The organism is Bacteroides sp. BFG-637, from assembly GCF_024793605.1.
Lineage (GTDB): Bacteria > Bacteroidota > Bacteroidia > Bacteroidales > Bacteroidaceae > Bacteroides > Bacteroides vicugnae.
This window is the reverse complement of the sequence record NZ_JANUPD010000002.1, coordinates 5,687,821-5,706,905: the sequence shown is the minus strand read 5'-3', so window position 1 is coordinate 5,706,905 and position 19,085 is coordinate 5,687,821. Positions and strand designations below refer to the sequence as shown.

At 41.8% G+C, this 19,085-nt stretch carries 15 protein-coding genes and 1 pseudogene; 15 read left to right on the top strand and 1 reads right to left on the bottom strand.

Going from position 1 to position 19,085, the window contains the following annotated elements; all coding sequences use genetic code 11:
- The first annotated feature begins 7 nt into the window (after positions 1-7).
- The 14 genes from NXX38_RS22550 to NXX38_RS22490 all read left to right on the top strand — a co-directional run bounded on the left by NXX38_RS22550 (position 8) and on the right by NXX38_RS22490 (position 17,528).
- Positions 8-1,561 carry a RagB/SusD family nutrient uptake outer membrane protein gene (locus NXX38_RS22550; protein ID WP_122135917.1) on the top strand — a complete coding sequence of 518 codons (1,554 nt, stop codon included), beginning with the start codon at positions 8-10 and terminating at the stop codon, positions 1,559-1,561.
- A gap of 34 nt (positions 1,562-1,595) precedes the next feature.
- Entirely contained in the window at positions 1,596-3,014 is a 1,419-nt protein-coding gene (locus NXX38_RS22545; protein ID WP_258981219.1) for a DUF5121 domain-containing protein, read from the top strand.
- A 31-nt stretch (positions 3,015-3,045) separates the two neighbouring features.
- Positions 3,046-3,372 (top strand): glycosyl hydrolase 2 galactose-binding domain-containing protein, encoded by a 327-nt coding sequence (locus tag NXX38_RS22540; RefSeq protein WP_258981217.1) that lies wholly within the window; start codon positions 3,046-3,048, stop codon positions 3,370-3,372.
- Entirely contained in the window at positions 3,278-5,614 is a 2,337-nt protein-coding gene (locus tag NXX38_RS22535; RefSeq protein WP_258981216.1) for a glycoside hydrolase family 2 protein, read from the top strand. The genes NXX38_RS22540 and NXX38_RS22535 overlap by 95 nt, the downstream gene beginning before the upstream one ends.
- 45 nt (positions 5,615-5,659) lie before the next feature.
- On the top strand, positions 5,660-7,753 hold the full coding sequence (locus tag NXX38_RS22530; RefSeq protein WP_258981214.1) for a hypothetical protein: 2,094 nt from the start codon (positions 5,660-5,662) through the stop codon (positions 7,751-7,753).
- Positions 7,754-7,826: 73 nt separating this feature from the next.
- On the top strand, positions 7,827-8,783 hold the full coding sequence (locus tag NXX38_RS22525; protein WP_148364921.1) for a hypothetical protein: 957 nt from the start codon (positions 7,827-7,829) through the stop codon (positions 8,781-8,783).
- A gap of 72 nt (positions 8,784-8,855) precedes the next feature.
- Positions 8,856-9,170, top strand: coding sequence for a hypothetical protein (locus NXX38_RS26840; RefSeq protein WP_148364922.1), 315 nt, complete (start codon positions 8,856-8,858; stop codon positions 9,168-9,170).
- Positions 9,171-9,257: 87 nt separating this feature from the next.
- Positions 9,258-11,417, top strand: a complete 2,160-nt coding sequence (locus NXX38_RS22520; RefSeq protein WP_258981210.1) for a TonB-dependent receptor — start codon at positions 9,258-9,260, stop codon at positions 11,415-11,417.
- Entirely contained in the window at positions 11,414-11,905 is a 492-nt protein-coding gene (locus tag NXX38_RS22515; protein ID WP_004309723.1) for a DUF4625 domain-containing protein, read from the top strand. The genes NXX38_RS22520 and NXX38_RS22515 overlap by 4 nt, the downstream gene beginning before the upstream one ends.
- 156 nt (positions 11,906-12,061) lie before the next feature.
- Positions 12,062-12,661: a cytochrome c nitrite reductase small subunit gene (nrfH, locus tag NXX38_RS22510; RefSeq protein ID WP_148364925.1), complete on the top strand. Its 600-nt coding sequence runs from the start codon at positions 12,062-12,064 to the stop codon at positions 12,659-12,661.
- A gap of 39 nt (positions 12,662-12,700) precedes the next feature.
- On the top strand, positions 12,701-14,182 hold the full coding sequence (nrfA, locus tag NXX38_RS22505) for an ammonia-forming cytochrome c nitrite reductase (RefSeq protein ID WP_004304071.1): 1,482 nt from the start codon (positions 12,701-12,703) through the stop codon (positions 14,180-14,182).
- A gap of 12 nt (positions 14,183-14,194) precedes the next feature.
- A complete protein-coding gene (locus NXX38_RS22500) occupies positions 14,195-15,430 on the top strand; it encodes a cytochrome c biogenesis protein ResB (RefSeq protein ID WP_148364927.1) in 1,236 nt (411 codons plus the stop codon).
- Entirely contained in the window at positions 15,427-16,218 is a 792-nt protein-coding gene (locus tag NXX38_RS22495) for a cytochrome c biogenesis protein (protein ID WP_074557958.1), read from the top strand. The genes NXX38_RS22500 and NXX38_RS22495 overlap by 4 nt, the downstream gene beginning before the upstream one ends.
- Before the next feature lie 29 nt (positions 16,219-16,247).
- Positions 16,248-17,528 carry an alginate export family protein gene (locus tag NXX38_RS22490; protein WP_258981207.1) on the top strand — a complete coding sequence of 427 codons (1,281 nt, stop codon included), beginning with the start codon at positions 16,248-16,250 and terminating at the stop codon, positions 17,526-17,528.
- A 151-nt stretch (positions 17,529-17,679) separates the two neighbouring features.
- Here NXX38_RS22490 and NXX38_RS22485 read toward each other — a convergent pair whose 3' ends face one another.
- Positions 17,680-18,369, bottom strand: a complete 690-nt coding sequence (locus NXX38_RS22485) for a Crp/Fnr family transcriptional regulator (RefSeq protein WP_258981205.1) — start codon at positions 18,367-18,369, stop codon at positions 17,680-17,682.
- Positions 18,370-18,613: 244 nt separating this feature from the next.
- Between NXX38_RS22485 and NXX38_RS22480 the strand changes: the two are divergent.
- Positions 18,614-19,045: pseudogene (locus NXX38_RS22480) on the top strand (site-specific integrase); the annotation flags it as partial.
- Positions 19,046-19,085 lie beyond the last annotated feature (40 nt).

Sequence of the window (19,085 nt, the reverse complement as noted above, 5' to 3'; positions counted from 1 at the left end):
AAAAGACATGAAACAGATATATTCTATATTTATATCCGCAGCTTTGCTGCTCAATGTAGGGCTGACCTCCTGTGATAGTTTCCTGACAGAAACACCACAGGGAGAACTGACCGAAGCCAATGCTTTTACTTCCATAAAAGATGCGGAAGCACTGATTATCAGTTGCTATGACGGAATACAGAAAGGGCATGAAGAATATTATATGTGGTATTACATGATTCTTGCAGACTGTTTTGCGGATAATGCATACAGTGGCGGTGATGATGTGGATATCAATAATGTGTTCTTGCGCGACCTGACTCCCCGTAATGCGGTTGTTATGAAATCATGGAAGTCACTTTACGGAAGTATTATGCGTTGTAATGTAGCTTTGAAATATATACCTCAAATTAATGATCCGTTATTGGACGCAGAAGCTTTTACCGGAGTGAGTAAACGTGAAGAAATGCTTGGAGAAGCTTCCTTCTTGCGGGCGTTGCATTATTTTAATTTAGTAAAGACTTGGGGATGTGTACCTGTTGTGACTACTACGGGAAGCACTGCTCCGGCTGATGTGCAAGTGCCTCGTGCCGATTCGGAAGAGGAAGTTTATGCACGTATCATTGAAGATTTGGAATTTGCGTTGACCCGTTTACCGGACAAGCGTGCTACGGAAGCTGAAACCAGGGGATTTGCCAGTAAAGGGGCGGTTAACGCTTTGTTTGCAAAAGTGTATGCAACGAAAGGTGCACCCGGCAATGTAGAATGGGATAAGGTGAAGACCTATTCGGAAGCAGTGATGAATTCGCCGGTATACCGATTGGTGGATACGTATGACCATCTGTTTGACGATGAACATCGTAATAATAGTGAGACGATTCTGGCTGTACAGTATATTGCCAACAGTACGGAAAATAATTACGTACCTGTTCTTCTATTGCCTCCTTCCATGACAGAGCAGAATTGGCGTAAATATCTGACACCTTCCCAAAGTTTGCTGAAAGCTTTTGATGACGAAGGAGATCAGGTTCGTAAAAACTCTACGGTCATCTTTGAGGACATTAATAATATTTGGTTCGACCAGTATTATGCGCAACTGAAGAATGGACAATGGGAAACCCGTACATTGCCTTTCCCTTACAAGTGCAGGGCAAAGAATCGGGTAGGATGGGATTGCGGAGACTTGATCTATATTTTCCGTCTGGCTGATATTGTTCTGTTGCATGCAGAAGCAGTCAATGCTTTGTCCGGTCCGGCAACTGCAATAGCGGAACCTAATTTGCAAAAGATTCGTACTCGTGTCGGACTTCAGGAATTGAATGCCAGTTCAAGAGAAGAACTGACCCGGCTCCTTTTGAAAGAAAGACGCTTGGAACTGGCTTACGAAGGAGAGCGATTCTTTGATTTGAAACGTTATGGAATTGCTCAAAGCACCCTGTCAAGTCTGACGTGGTCGGAAATTGTGGATGGAGAGCAAACGACTGTTACGGGTAAATTTCCCGCACACATGTTGCTGATGCCTATTCCACAGGAAGAAAGGGATCGTAATCCGAACCTAACTCAAAATCCGGGGTATAATTAATCCTCTTCCTTTATTAATCTTTAAATGAAGAAATATGAAAACGAATTTATATAAGCTTGTTTCATTCTATATATTTATCGGGTTACTGGCTGTTTCTTGCCAGAATCAGGATGAAATGTTTTTCGATCCGTCTGCCGAAGCACCTGTCATTGGAAAGTTATCCTTGAATCAGGAACAGTTGCAATATGGTGGGTCGGTAAAATTAAACGTGGAGGTGACGGATGCAGATGCCTTGTCGCATGTAGAAATACGTTTGGTTGCCAATCAGGCGGTGCTTTATTCCAAAACTCTTCCGGGAAATAATCAAAAGACATTGAAAGTGGAAGAAGAAATCGAAGTGCCGTTCGGACGTTTGTGTGGCGAGCAACTTGCTTCTCTGGAGGTTGTGGCTACAAATAAAAATGTGAAAACAGCAGAACAATCTTACGAGATTCCATTGGAAAGGCCGGATTTTGCACAATTATATGTAGTGGTTGGTGAAACAGGGGAAGAAATTGTGCTGCAAAGGGATGAAAGTAATCCGTTAACTCCTTATTTATATAAGGCTACTGTAGACTTGCCGAATAATACAAATGTGTTTATATATAGCGAGCCGGAAAAGAAAGGAATGGTATGGGGATTTGATGCCAGTACGAATACTTGTGAGTTGGCTTCGTCGCGTCCGGTTTCCCTTTGTGATTCACAGAGTACGGAAGAGAAAGTGAGAGAGGTGGTATTCGATGCTTTTTCTTTTGAGATTTCACCTCTGAAAAAGGAAATGACGGTAAATGATGTTGTCTTCATGCTGTATAAGAAGAATGCGGCGGATAATGATTTTGTAAATAATACACTTCGTGCCCAGAATGTTTCTTTGACAAACGGTGAAGAAGTGAGGACAGAATTGATTGATCTCAATGCGTTGAAGTTTGATCCGGATTTCTTTAAACTGGAAGGAGATAAGTTGATGTATATCGGGCAGACAGGTAATGTGACGTTATATATGAATACGATGTTCAACTTTGTTTTTGTAGAGAGTGCGGAAAATCCGTTGACTACTAATGTTTCCTATCCGGAAGTTTTGTTTGTGAATGGTTGGGGAATCGGTCGCCCGGAATTGTGGAGCTATAATCCGGATTGGGATTTTAATAATGCGGTTATTTTCCGTAAGGTTTCGGAAGATGCTACCCAAACAGTTTACTCGCAGACTGTCATTGTCAGTAAATGGGTTCAATTCAAATTCTATAATCAAAAAGACTGGGGAGGTGAGTTCTCTTGTCCGAATATAACGTTTGAAGATGACAACTTTAAAGCCGTAGAAGAAAGCGGTAAACCGGGAAATTATAATATATCACCTTCGTTGGGCGATGATACGAGTTATAAATCAGCGGTTGCCAAGATTACATTTATTGTTCCGAAATCGGGAAATACAACTCATTTCCGGAGTACTATTCTGGTAGAAAGTGACCTGGATTGAGCAATCACTTATCATTAAACTAATTTGTATTATGCATAAAAAGATTCAATATATATTATTGCTTATGTTATTTACCTGTTTGATACCTGTTACGGCGAAAAACAAAAGCCGGATCAGTCTGAATGATGAATGGCAGTTCAAGCAATCTATATCTCAAAATTGGCTCCCGGCACAAGTGCCCGGAGCCGTACATACCGATTTGATGAATAATCGTATGATAAAGGACCCGTTTTACGGAGTGAATGAGAAATCCCTGCAATGGATTGGAGAAAAGGACTGGGAATATAAAAAAGACTTTCACTGTAGACGAGGCTCTGCTTCAAGCGCCCAACGTACAGCTTGTTTTTGCCGGACTTGATACGTATGCCGATATTTATATCAATGATTATATGGTGATGAAGTGTGACAATATGTTTCGTACATGGACTTTGAATCCTCTTCCTTATTTGAAGAAAGGGGAGAACACTATCCGCATCTATTTCCATTCTATATTTAAGGTGGATATGCCTAAGTACCTGGCATCTCCTTTCCAGTTGCAGGCATGGCCTAATAATGATCAGTCAGATATTATGTTAAGCCTTTATGCCCGCAAAGCCGGATATAATTATGGGTGGGACTGGGGTCCTCGTTTGATTACTACCGGTATTTGGAGAGATGTTTATCTGGAATACTGGGATGATATCCATATTGATGGGACTCAAATTATTACCCGGAAACTGGAATCGGGAAAAGCGAAGATGGAGGCTGTTTGTACGGTGATGAGTGATGAAGATACGAAGGCAACGTTTACGGTGGAATATGATAAGAAAGAGGCTGTTCGTAAACAAGTAGCATTGACTAAAGGGATGAACACGGTACGAGTAGACTTCGAAGTGAAGAATCCTGAATTATGGTGGACTAACGGATTAGGCAATCCCCGGATGTATGATTTTGATATTGTATTAGATAAAGAAGGACATAAGGTGACAGACCGTGTAAAGACGGGTATCCGTACATTGGAAATAGTTCGTGAAAAAGATGAACAGGGGCAGTCGATGTTTGTGAAACTGAATGGAAAAGCGGTCTTTATGAAAGGAGCCAATTATATTCCTTTGGATAATTTTCCGAACAGGGTGCCTGAAAGTTGGTACGAATATATCATAAAGTCGGCAGCTGATGTGAATATGAATATGTTGCGTATTTGGGGCGGAGGTATTTATGAGATGGATGCGTTTTATGAGATGTGTGACAAATACGGTATTCTTGTCTGGCAGGATATGATGTTTGCCTGTGGCATGTTCCCCGCTGACGAGCATTATTTGAATAGTGTGGCCGAGGAAGTGAAGGACAATGTGAAACGTTTGCGTAATCATCCTTGTATTGCACTCTGGAATGGAAACAATGAAAATGAGATTTCATATTTTGGATGGGGATGGAAAGATCGTTATACGCCCGAAGAAGACAGAATTTATCAGAGTAATCTGCATAAACTCTTTTATGGCGTAATTCCGGAAGCGATACAGGCTGTGGATGAAACGAGGTATTATCACCCGACATCTCCTGTGACCGGTTATAATAATATAGATTATAATATGGGAGATGTACATTTCTGGTCTGTCTGGAAAGGAGGATGGCTTGAAGAATATACGGAAGCTAAAAACATAGGTCGCTTTATGAGTGAGTATGGTTTCCAGTCTTATCCGGAGATGCGCACCATCCGTCGTTTTGCAAGTGAACATGATTTGCGTTTGGATTCGGAAGTTATGTTGTCTCATCAGCGTGCCCGCAATGACCAGACCCGTGATCCGAATTTCGGGAATAATATGATGAAGATGTATATGGAGAAATATTTTAAAGTTCCTGATGATTTTAGTGAATTTGTTTATATGAGCCAGTATTTGCAGGCGGAGGCGGTGAAGATCGGAATTGAAGCTCATCGTCGTGCAAAACCCTACTGTATGGGAACACTTTATTGGCAGATTAATGATTGCTGGCCGGTAGCTTCGTGGTCGAGCATTGATTATTATGGCAGATGGAAGGCTTTACAGTATTATGCCCGTGATGCTTATGCTGAGGTATTGGTTTCTCCTTATGCTTCCGGAAAACAAGTTGTGTTCAAAGTCATTTCCGATCGTTTGCAAAAGATGAAAGGAGAGTTGGAGATAACGACTCTGACCTTGGAGGGACAGACGGTGTTCTCAAAGAGAGTTTCACTTGAATTGGGTGCTAATGGGTGTGAAGATGTGGCTTCGATAACAACTACGGAACTTTATGGAGGTAAGAAAGAGAACGAAGTTTTCACTTATGTGACGTTGAATGAAAATGGTAAAACGGTTTCTTCGAACATCTATTATCCGGTCTATTCCAATCAATATGCTTATTCAAAGGTAGCTCCTGTTATAACGGTGGAGAAGACCAATGAAGGAGTTGATTTGCGGCTTCGTTCTTCTGCATTGATCAGAGGACTCTATCTTTTCGTTGATGATGATGAAAGTTTCTTTGAGCAGAATTACGTAACGCTGATACCGGGAAAAGAGGAAGTGGTTCGGGTGAAGACTCATCTTTCAGCGGCAGCATTTGAGAAGCAATTGAAATGTCTCTCGGTAAATCAAGTCAATTGATTGTGAAATGTATATCTCAATCGGACCTATTAATACATAATAAAAATGAAGAAGATAATGAATAATATATTGGCAGCTTGTCTGCTTTCCAGCCTGATAGCTTGCACTTTGGATGATCCCTATATGCCGGTTAATCCAGAAGAAAAACCGGCTCCTCCTGTGGTTACGGAATATCAGCCTATTGCTTTAACGGTAGGGGCTAATGGTCATTTTGATATTTCCGGTTCCTCTGTAAAAATAGGGTTGAACGGGAAGAACTCTACTTATGGTGTTTGTCTGCCACAGATTGCGCAGGGACATTTTATTGCGGAGGTAACAGCTGATAAAACAACTAACTTTGGCTTGGCTATTGTCCGGGAGAAGAACGGGAAACCGGATTTCAATAATTATACTTCGGTGAGTGTGTGTACAGAATCCGGTGTGTCGACCGTACGGGTATTGGATCGTCAGGACGGAATAGATAACGTTTTGGATAATACGAAGAAGATAAATAAAAACGATTATTCTTTCCGTTATTCCATACCTCTCAATAATAGCTGTTTTTCTGTTCCTTTTACAGCTTCTACAGGTAAGGCGCGTATCATCAGGAATAAGATATCCGGTTTCTTTCATTTTTATGTGAGCGTTGGGAAAGAAATAGACGGGGAGTTTCATGAAAACTGGATTGAACTTGCTCAATCGAAAGATTGGGGAGGACAGGGGCAGAACTATTTTATTTGTCCGATTGTCAGGAATGGTAATGAAAATTCGACCGAGGTGAATTATTCTGATATCCGTTTTGAAGAGTTTCCGGCAGAAGATGTTGTAGAGGCGTCACCGGACTTTGATGTAAAGCAGCGTAACTTCACGTGGGCAGGTTTTCCGGGTGATGCAACGGTAATCAGTTTCAATCCGAAACATTGTCCGGCTGCTGCACAAAACAGGCAATTTGTATTTTGGTCGGAAGCGAATTTCGTACCTGCCTGGCACATGAGCAATGAATTGCTTTATTGCTATGAGTTTGCTGAAACATGGTCGGATTTGAATAAAGGATGTTTTGAGCCGATGTCGGATCGTTTGTTAGCGTATGCAAAAGTAGATATCATAGAGAATAACAAAGTACGGAAAGTGGTTAAGTATCATTATGCATTGGTAAATCCGGATTATAAAGCTCCTTATCCTGATGCGATATATCCGGAAGTAGACGAGTACTATACTTTTTATGCTGACGGAGTAGGCGTGAGGCGTATCGAGTATATTCAGAAGCAGGCGGGACAGGCTTATTATCGCTATCATGAGTTGAGTGAACCCATGGTTATTTCCGGTAGTTCATCCATTCCGTCAGATCATGTGAAACAGCCGGCTTTTAGTATTTCTAATCTTTCAGGCAACCGGTATGATCTTTATCCGGCTAAACCTTTTGATGAAGTCAACCAGAATGTGAAAAACTGGAAAGAGCAAATCTATACTGCTCATTTAAATAATGCTCCTGATGCTTTTTCTGTATTCTCTTACACTCCCGAACGTCCGGAAGTCTCTCCGTTGCCGATTGAGAATGACTTGACCTGGCATGATATAAATTATCAGATGTCTCATTGGCCGGTAGATAAACAACCCTATTTAAATGCCCGTTATGGGGATTATGATAAGTCGACGGCTACCTGGCCGTCACAGGTTTCCCATTCTTCATTGATTGGTGTGGAGGCTAAAGGAGATGTTTCTTGGAATACTGCTTATCAGGTTAATTCGGATGGAAATAAATATAGGGTCTATTTGATGCTGTTGGGTATTAATCAACCTGATGCGGCTTCTGACATAGATGCATATACAAGAGGATGGCTGTATATGGGAAGTCCGACGAATCTGAACGGAGTTTCTTATAATCCGGATGTAACAGGGTATTCCAAACGGGAGATGGTTTTGATGAAAACGGCAGGTACGGAAAGTTGCCAGTTTACTTGTAACCCTACCGGTGCAGTGAAAAATCCTGTATTTAGAATTGATAATTGGATCGGAAGCGGAAATGTAACGGTCAAGGTTGATGGAAAGGCATTGGTGTCTGATAGTGACTATTTGAGTGATACAGTAGGAGGAAGCCTCGTAATCTGGCTTAATAAAACAATATCTTCTACATTCTCTGTCGAAATTATTCCGGTATAATATGATCCTTTGGAGAGGACTTTTCAAATCCTCTCCAAAGGATTTTAAATGAATCAAGAGAGGTTGTTTTTTTATGAGATATATACTATTCATTCTTTTGTTTTTTCTCTGTTTATCCTGTTCACATCATCCGGTTCAGGAGGTTGATACAGTTTCTTACAGAGGGTGGGAGAACTGTCTTAAGCTATCTAACAGGGTTGTTTCCGTTATTGTTAATCCGACGTATGGCGGACAAATTCTATATTTCGGCTTAGAGAGTCGTGGAGATAATATATTGTGGAGTGATTCTGTTATCAACGGCTGGACTGTAGAGAACTATATACGAACAAGACGAAGTCCTGATGCCGGTAGATTTGATATCGGTAATGAACGTAAAACGGAGAATATCCATGATTCAATTTGGGCAGGACCTTATCAAACCTTTGTTGAGGAAGATAAATTGCGCTTGGTCAGCCATCCATCACAGGCGATGGGTATTCAGGTGGAGCGGATTTACTTTTTGGAAGAGAACCAGCCGGTTCTGCATATTAAACAGCGAATGTCTAATATATCAAATGGGGAGGTTGAATATTGTTTTTGGACACGTACATTACTGCCTGCCGGTGGTATTTACTATTGTGAAGCGATTCCAAATTCACAATATCCATTGGGATTTAGTGAGATTTCATTGTCAGCAGATACATTAATTCCCTCTCATCATTTGCAGGAACGTATTCATGTAGAGAATCGTTATTTTACAGCCTTTCCCGGAGGAGACGAGCAAAAGAAATATGGGATAAATACTACAAACGGTATGTATTTTTATCAGTTCAATGATTATTTGTATATCAAACAAAATAAGTATGTTCCGCAGGGGAAATATGATAATAATTTGCGGGTGTGCTTTCCTAACATGATTTATTTTAATGATGAATTTTTGGAAATGGAACCGAACAGTCCTATGGTCAAGCTAAAGCCGGGAGAGGCTTATGAATATGAGGAGATTTGGACATTAAGGGAGTTGAACTCTATTACTGATAACACATATTAAGACTGATTATTTGCTGGTTCTTTTTCATACCGGTATATTTGTCCCGCTATTCTATTAATCAATAGAGAGAGAATGTATCAAAAGAAAAATATAAGGGTATATATAGCATGGATGTTATTCATGACATTCATTCCTTTCTTTGTAGTGAAGACCTTTCACTATCATGGAAGTGAGGATGAAAAGTCGTGTTCCCATGCAAAGCATTCCCATAATTCTTCCGATGATTGTGCGATATGTAAATACTCTCTTTCTCTTTTCACGGAACCTCAATTAATAGAATATCATACTATACTGACGCTCGTGCCCTACGAGCCGGTTATTTACCAGGATAAGGTTGTTTGCAAACCAACTTATTCGCATCATTTACGCGGACCTCCGTTCGCATGATTACATACTCATATTTTCAATGGAGATAGATTGGCTTTCAATCTATCCTCACATTCATTTTACACATTAAATAAAAGATTGTAATTGATGCGTATCGGAATTATTTCGGGCGTAATAGGGTTATTTGTAACCTTATCCGTCCATGCACAGAAATCCGATTCAATCAAGAGCATGCTTTTGCCTGATGTTGTGGTAACCGAAACGTACCAGCAACGTCAAGTAAAAAAGTCTGCCCTTACGGTTGATGTAGCCGATCAGGATTTTTTGCGCAAACATTTTACAGGAAATTTCATGCAGGCGATGGAGAACATTCCCGGAGTACAGGCAATGGATATTGGTTCGGGCTTCTCCAAACCGATGATTCGCGGAATGGGATTCAACCGGATTGCTGTATTGGAAAACGGAATCAAACAGGAAGGACAACAATGGGGAGCTGATCACGGACTGGAACTGGATGCTTTCAATATCGGAGCAGTCAATGTATTGAAAGGACCCTCCTCACTGCTCTATGGCAGTGATGCAATGGGAGGAGTGATTGATGTTGTTCCACCGGCTGTTCCTGCTGATAATCGTGTGTTCGGAGATGTCACACTGCTGGGTAAATCAGTCAATGGAACCATCGGAGGATCACTGATGCTGGGAATCAGGAAGAATGCCTGGTACTCCCATATCCGTTATTCGGAACAACATTTCGGTGACTATCGTATTCCGACGGACTCTATTGTCTACCTGACACAAAGAATTCCCATATATGGGCGTAAACTCAAGAATACAGCAGGCATTGAACGCAATATCGGACTTTTTACCCAATATCAACGAAGAGCCTATAAAGCGAATTATGCTGTGAGTAATGTATATCAAAAGACGGGATTCTTCCCGGGGGCACATGGCATACCCGATGCGTCACGTGTGGAAGATGATGGAGACAGCCGTAATATTGAATTGCCATTCAGTAAAGTGAATCACCTGAAAGTGACCACCCACCAGCAATATGCATGGGAGAAACTGATCTTGTCAGGCGATTTAGGTTTCCAGAACAATCACCGTGAAGAGTGGAGTGCTTTCCATACTCACTATGGTTCGCAACCCGCACCGGAGAAAGACCCCGACAAGGAACTTGCTTTTAATCTGAACACTTTCAGTGCTTCGGTGAAAGCTCGTTTTATTGGTTCTTCTTCGTGGGAACATACATTGGGGTGGGATGGACAACATCAACGGAACGACATTTCCGGCTATTCGTTTTTACTGCCTGAATATCGCCGTTCCACTACCGGAATGCTTTGGCTTACGACATACAGACCCAACAATGTGTTTTCTGTCAGCGGAGGAGTGCGATATGACTACGGATATATGAATATCTCTTCGCATGAAGATGCTTACCTTGCCGATTATCTTCGGAAACAGGGCTATGATCCGGAACAGATAGACTTCTACAAGTGGAACAGTCACTCTGTGAATAAGCACTACGGTGATTATTCTCTTTCTCTGGGACTGGTATGGACTCCCTCCGACAAGCATCTGGTAAAGGTGAATATCGGGCGTAGTTTCCGCCTGCCCGGTGCGAATGAGTTGGCTGCCAACGGTGTACATCACGGCACTTTCCGCCATGAACAGGGAGATGCAAACCTAAAGTCCGAACAAGGCTGGCAACTGGATGCTTCTTATCATCTGAAGTACCGGGGAATTTCTTTCTCCGTCTCTCCATTTGTCAGTTGGTTCAGCAATTACATCTTTCTGCGTCCTACCGGAGAGTGGTCTGTATTGCCTCATGCCGGACAAATCTATCGCTATACCGGAGCGGAAGCGCTATTTGCAGGAACTGAAGCTACCGTAGATGTTGATTTTCTGCGCAACTTCAATTATCGGATTTCCGCTGAATACGTTTACACCTATAATTGTGATGAACATATTCCATTGAGTTTCTCGCCACCTCCTGTCATGCGCAATACATTAACCTGGCAAAAGAATCGGTATATGTTGTATGCAGAATGGCAGAGCATTGCCCGGCAAAATAGAGTGGACCGTAACGAAGACCGTACAGCCGGAGCAAACCTCTTTCATCTGGGTGGTTCATTGAATATTCCGATAGGTGGAAACAACGAGATTGAAATCACCCTGACCGCCCGGAATATATTCAATACCCGATATTACAATCATCTTAGTTTTTACAGGAAAGTTGAGATCCCCGAACCGGGACGTAACTTCCAGATATTAATCAAAGTTCCATTTAAAAAATTACTGAAATGAAAAATAAATTCTATCTCCCAATGATTAGCCTTTTGGCAACAGTTACTTTCATGTTTTCCTCTTGTGATAATGATGACTCCAGCGATACGACCAAACCTCTGATTGAACTTCACGAACCGGAAGAAGGTCAGGCTTTGGAGATCGGAAACGAACATGGGGTTCATTTTGAAATGGATTTGTCGGATGATGTCATGCTGAAATCCTATAAGATTGAAATTCATAGTAATTTCGACCACCATTCACACGGAGGTAATAGCAGGGCTGCACAGGAAACAGTAGATTTTAGTTTCAACAGATCCTACGATGTGTCCGGACAGAAAACCGCCCATATTCATCATCACGATATTGTAATACCGGCCAATGCTACTGCAGGAGATTATCATTTGATGGTTTATTGCACGGATGCCGCAGGTAACGAATCTTATATCGCGCGCAATATTAAATTGAGTAATGAGGTGGAAGACGAAGACCATCACCATGATGAATAAGATAGATTGCAATACATAAGGAAGAAATGTCTACTATCCATAGGACGATAGATAGACTGTTTTTTTGTAATGAGTATTTTTTCTTTTGAAAGGTGTAATATCTATTACACCTTTTTTGTTTCCAATCCTTTACTTTTGTGAAAAATACTTTTTCATATGATGAAGTTTCCAATAATAAATCGACTCTTTCCTTCTTATAAATGGAAGGTAGCGGCTGTCATCATTGGCGGTGTTATTGTGGGTGGAGGAGCACTGTTTATGTATATGCTCCGGGCGCATACCTATCTTGGGGATGACCCGGCTGCGTGCGTGAATTGCCACATTATGACTCCTTACTATGCAACTTGGTTTCATAGTTCGCATGCCCGGAATGCCACCTGCAATGATTGTCATGTGCCGCATGAAAATGCTGTGAAGAAATGGACCTTTAAAGGTATGGACGGTATGAAACACGTGGCTGCATTTCTTACCAAAAGTGAGCCGCAGGTCATTCAGGCTCATGAAGCCAGTTCCGAAGTGATTATGGATAATTGTATCCGTTGTCATACACAACTCAATACGGAATTTGTGAAGACGGGGAAGATCGATTATATGATGTCACAAGTAGGAGAGGGGAAGGCTTGCTGGGATTGCCATCGTGATGTTCCTCATGGTGGAAAGAATTCTCTGTCCGCTACTCCGGGAGCGATTGTTCCTCTTCCGGAATCGCCTGTTCCCGAATGGCTCCGGAAGATGGTGAATCAGAAAGATAAATAAGAAATGAAATACGTAATAAAATAATAAAACCGATATACAATGGAAAAGAAATTAAAATCATGGCAAGGATGGCTGTTGTTCGGAGGTTCAATGGTCGTTGTATTTGTTTTGGGATTATGCGTTTCTGCGTTGATGGAACGGAGGGCGGAAGTTGCCAGCATTTTCAATAACCGTAAAAACGTTATCAAAGGGATTGAAGCACGGAATGAACTGTTTAAGGATGACTTTCCCCGTGAATACCAGACTTGGACGGAGACTGCAAAGACTGACTTTGAGAGTGAATTTAATGGGAATATTGCTGTAGATGCTTTGGAAAAACGTCCTGAAATGGTGATTCTATGGGCGGGATATGCTTTCTCAAAAGATTATTCCACTCCACGGGGACACATGCATGCCATTGAGGATATTACGGCATCTTTGCGTACCGGTTCGCCCATGAGCCCGACCGAAGGTCCTCAACCGTCTACCTGTTGGACTTGTAAGAGTCCGGATGTTCCCCGTATGATGGAGGCATTGGGTGTCGATTCTTTCTATAACAATAAATGGGGGGCTATGGGCGCTGAAATTGTGAATCCTATCGGATGCTCCGATTGCCATGATCCCGAAACAATGAATCTTCATATCAGTCGTCCCGCTTTGATAGAGGCTTTCCAACGTCAGGGTAAAGACATCACTAAAGCTACTCCGCAGGAGATGCGTTCATTGGTATGTGCACAATGTCATGTGGAATATTATTTCAAAGGGGATGGCAAATACCTGACTTTCCCTTGGGACAAAGGTTTTACGGTAGAAGATATGGAGGCTTATTATGATGAGGCCGGTTTCTATGATTATATTCATAAATTGAGCCGTACTCCGATTCTGAAAGCGCAGCATCCTGACTATGAGATTTGTCAGATGGGTATCCACGGACAGAGAGGTGTCTCTTGTGCCGATTGCCACATGCCGTATAAGAGTGAAGGTGGTGTGAAATTCAGCGATCACCATATCCAAAGCCCGTTGGCTATGATTGACCGCACCTGTCAGGTTTGTCACCGTGAAAGTGAAGAGACTTTGCGTAATAATGTGTACGAACGCCAGCGTAAAGCGAATGAAATCCGTAACCGTCTGGAACAGGAATTGGCAAAAGCACATATCGAAGCTAAATTTGCCTGGGACAAGGGTGCCACAGAAACACAGATGAAAGATGTACTCGCGCTGATTCGTCAGGCACAATGGCGTTGGGATTTCGGAGTAGCTTCACACGGAGGTTCTTTCCATGCACCGCAGGAAATTCAGAGAATTCTTTCTCATGGATTGGATCGTGCCATGCAAGCCCGTCTGGCTGTATCCAAAGTATTGGCGAAGAACGGATATACGGGAGATGTTCCGATGCCGGACATTTCAACAAAGGCAAAAGCACAGGAATATATCGGCTTGGATATGGATGCTGAAAGAGCGGCTAAGGAGAAATTCCTGAAAACAACTGTTCCGGCATGGTTGGAGAAAGCGAAAGAAAACGGTCGTCTGGCACAGAAATAAGAGAGTTTATATATGTGGAGCAAACCATGGAGTTATAAAGAAGGGCTGGTGATTGGCGCAGGATTACTGGTGATAGGGTTATTGCTGCAAATGACAGTGGGAGCCATTCATTGGGATCTGTTTGCCTGTCCGGTCAATGTGATTGTGTTAGTGGTTTATATCATTGCTTTGCTAGCCATGCACCTTCTTCGCAAACGTATCTATTTATTCGGATGGTTGAGTCATTATTCCGCTGCTGTCTCGTCTCTATTGTGGGTGGTCGGCATGACGGTAGTGATGGGACTGATCCGGCAGACTCCTTCCGGTCATGCTCCGGCTGATCTGCTGGGATTTTCGCAGATGATTTCTTCCTGGCCTTTTGTCTTGCTCTACTTTTGGATGGTCACCGCCTTGGGGCTGACAATCCTTCGCACCGGTTTCTCTTTGAAGATCAGCAGAATTTCTTTCCTACTGAATCATATCGGATTGTTTATTGCACTGATAACAGCCACTTTGGGAAATGCCGATATGCAAAGGTTGAAAATGACAACCCGGATGGGAAGTGCCGAATGGCGGGCTACGGATGATAAAGGCCAACTGATTGAACTTCCGTTGGCTATCGAACTGAAGGATTTCACTATCGACGAATATCCTCCGAAACTGATGTTGATTGATAATGAAACCGGCCGTACGCTTCCCGACAAATCTCCTGTACATGTATTGTTGGAAGAGGGAGTGACAAATGGCAGCTTGCAGGATTGGCAGCTAACTATCGAGCAATCTATTCCGATGGCTGCTTCTGTGGCTACCGAAGATACCTTGAAGTTTACAAAATTCTATTCGATGGGAGCGACTTATGCTGTCTATCTGAAAGCAGTCAATCAGAAGAATCAAACAACCAAAGAGGGATGGGTAAGCTGTGGTAGTTTTCTTTTTCCCTATAAGGCAATCCGGCTGGATTCTTTAACCAGTATTGTAATGCCGGAACGGGAACCGCAGCGATTTGCATCGGAAGTGAAGATTTACACACAAGAAGGAACGACCACGGAAGGAACCATTGAAGTGAACCGTCCGATGGAGATAGAAGGTTGGAAAATTTATCAACTTAGTTACGATGAAACAAAGGGACGATGGAGCGATGTCAGTGTTTTCGAGTTGGTTCGCGATCCGTGGTTGCCGGTTGTTTACACAGGAATTATAATGATGATGGCAGGAGCCATCTGTCTGTTTGTCAGCGCACAAAAGAGGAAAGAGGAGGACAAAGCATGAGTTGGGAATACTTTATACTATTTGCAATAGCTGCACTGGTTTGTTGGGCTTTGGGAGCTTTTGCTGCCTGGAAAGGTACAAAACCGGGATGGGCTTATGGATTTACTTTCTTAGGTCTGGCTATTTTCTTCAGCTTCATTATCGGAATGTGGATTTCATTAGAACGTCCTCCGATGCGGACAATGGGAGAGACACGGCTGTGGTATTCTTTCTTCCTTCCGTTGGCGGGATTGATAACCTATGCACGCTGGAAGTATAAATGGATTTTAAGTTTCAGTTGCATCCTTTCATTGGTCTTTATCTGTATCAATATCTTCAAACCGGAGATTCACAATAAGACGTTAATGCCTGCTTTGCAAAGTCCGTGGTTTGCCCCTCATGTCATTGTGTATATGTTTGCTTATGCTATGTTGGGAGCGGCGACGGTGATGGCCGTCTATCTGCTTTGGTTCAAAAAGAAGGAGATTGAACGGAAAGAAATGGATTTGTGTGACAACCTCACCTATGTAGGTCTGGCATTTATGACATTAGGTATGCTTACCGGAGCTATCTGGGCAAAAGAAGCCTGGGGACATTACTGGGCTTGGGACCCGAAAGAGACTTGGGCGGCAGCTACCTGGTTCGCTTATCTGGTGTATATCCATTTCAGATTAGGCAAGCCATTGAAGGCACGTCCTGCGTTGATTATTCTGTTAGTATCATTTGTCCTGTTGCAAATGTGCTGGTATGGAATCAATTACCTTCCGGCCGCGCAAGGAGTCAGTGTGCATACTTATAATTTAAATTGAAATATCGTATCACTAAAACTTCAATATCAATGAAAACATTTTATTGGTCATTCTTGCTTATGCTATTGCCAAGCATGGCATATACACAAAACACGGAGAAAGAGAATGAATTTACGATGTCTATGCAAATCAGACCTCGTGCGGAGTATCGGAATGGTGCACTGACTCCACGGGATGAAGGGGTAGCTCCTACCTCTTTCATCAATAACCGTGCACGCCTCTCGATGGATTATAAACGTTCGGATTTGGAACTAAAGATGTCGGCACAGCATGTCGGTGTTTGGGGACAAGACCCGCAGATTGAGAAGAATGGGCGTTTTATGTTGAATGAGGCTTGGGCGAAACTGAACTTTGGTGAAGGGTTCTTTGCTCAACTGGGACGTCAGTCATTGATTTATGATGATGAACGTATTTTGGGAGGACTGGATTGGAATGTAGCGGGTCGTTACCACGATGCATTGAAGCTGGGATATGTTAACAAAAATAATGAAGTGCATCTGATTCTTGCTTTTAACCAAAATAATGACAATAGAACAAGTGGAGGTACTTACTATGATTCTTCTACCGGACAGCCTTATAAGAATATGCAAACCGTCTGGTATCATTATAAAGCGGATAATGTTCCGTTCGGAGCTTCTTTATTGTTTATGAATCTGGGATTGGAAACGGGTGATAAAGCCACGGATGATTCTCATACCCGCTATTTACAAACAATGGGTACTTACCTCACTTATAAGAATAGTAACTGGAATCTGGATGGTGCTTTCTACTATCAGATGGGTAAGAATAAAGCTGCGGAGAAAGTTTCAGCTTTGATGGGAAGCATACAAGCCGCCTATACCTTTAATCAGACATGGGGAGCCGTGGCTAGTTTTGATTATTTAAGCGGTGATAAAGGAAATGGCGGTAAGTATAAGGCTTTTGATCCTCTTTATGGAACCCATCATAAATTCTATGGAGCAATGGATTATTTTTATGCTTCTACATTTGCGAACGGTTATGCACCGGGATTGATGGATGCTCGTATCGGAGGTCGTTTCCGTCTATCTGACAAGGTGGATATGGAACTCAATTACCATTACTTTAGTACAGCAGTTAAAGTTCAGGATTTAAAGAAATCATTAGGTTCGGAAGTTGATTATCAGATTAACTGGTCAATCATGAAAGATGTGAAACTCTCTGCCGGATATTCTTTTATGCGTGGCACGAAGACAATGGATATTGTGAAAACAGGCAATCATAAAAGCTGGCAGGACTGGGGTTGGGTATCATTGAATATCAATCCGAAAATATTGTTTGTAAAATGGTAAATCCAAGGAAATAATAAGAATTAAATAGAGAGAGAATTTTTGAAAAGTTTTGAGTTTATAAAATCATCCTTACTACACATATTGCAGTAAGGATGATTTTTTGTTTTAGAGACTTCCCTGATAATTATCTTTATTGTTATGGAATAGATTATTACAGATATTTCTCTAAAGTTATTTGATCTAAAATCACTATTCGTTTTCCTTCCATAGTGACAAGCCCTTCTTTAATCATCTTATTGATTTCCTTAGATAGGGCGGGACGTGATACATTTAAGTATTCGGCAAGTTGGGATTGAGTATGCATGATATTTACCACCAATGAATCTTTTTTCTTATGTTCATATAGATAAACAATGAATCTTTCCCGTACGGTTTTGCGTGAAAGAGGTTTCAGGCGGGATACGGTACAGATATTGCAATTTCCTGCTATGCAAAGAAAATTATGTAATACTTGTGGATCCTGACTGATTACTTTGAAAGTTGACTCTTTTGTTGCCATGAGTAATATGCTGTCTTCCAAGGCTGTGAATGTAGCTGGCAATGTGTTGTTTGTATTGAATAGGTGAGGAGTAGCAAAAGTTCGTGGAGCGATGATATATTCAATCATTACTTCGTTTCCAAGTCCGTCTATAATGTCTGTGCGTAGTTTTCCTTCTAATAATACATATAATTTATTGCATGGGGTACCTTGGGTTACAACAATCTCTTTTTTTTCTGCTGCATAGATAACAAATTCAAGTTTCTCAAGCAAAGAAAGTTTGATATTCAGAGGTAAATCCCGAAAAAGAGGGATTTGAAACAGCTTATCTTTATGAGAGTCAGTCAGTAGTATTTTCTTCATTGTATTATATTGTTCGTATCCTGAACAAAGATATGAATTAAAATTGAGACTTAGCGCAAAGCGTAGTAATAAGGCTGACAAATAGCGATTTAGGCGAGAGAAAGAACAGAACAGAACGCCATCCGAAACCAACAAAAAGCCAAGTGAGGACAAAGTTACATTACTATCCCGTTACTTTCTTTTGGCAGGCAGATGATTGCAATATAGTTTTCAAAGTGCTGAGTTACATGGATTTCAAATGCTAAATAACAGTTGGCTACAGTGTGATCCGTTCTACGGGTACAGCATCACAAAAGAAGAAACCAAACGGGGCTTTCTGACAAAAGAGGAAATCACACTGCTTATCAACGGCACGTTCAAGAAGAAAAGCTATGAATTGATTCGTGACTTGTTCATTTTCTGCACATTCACAGGGTTAAGCTGGACGGACATGTATCACTTGACGAAAGAGAATCTGGAAATATCCTTTGACGGTCATCTGTGGATTAAGACCAAACGCCAGAAAACGGGTACGGAAAGTAACATCCGTCTGTTGGAAGTTGCCAAACATATCATAGAGAAATACGAGGGTATGGCGAAAGACGGCAAACTGCTGCCCGTTCCTTGCTATCCCAACTGCAAAAACGAATACCATAATACAAGTATGATTGAAGGGATAAATAAGCAAATTAATTAGTCTATTATCTAAATATCAAGCCACCATTGGCGTTATCTTT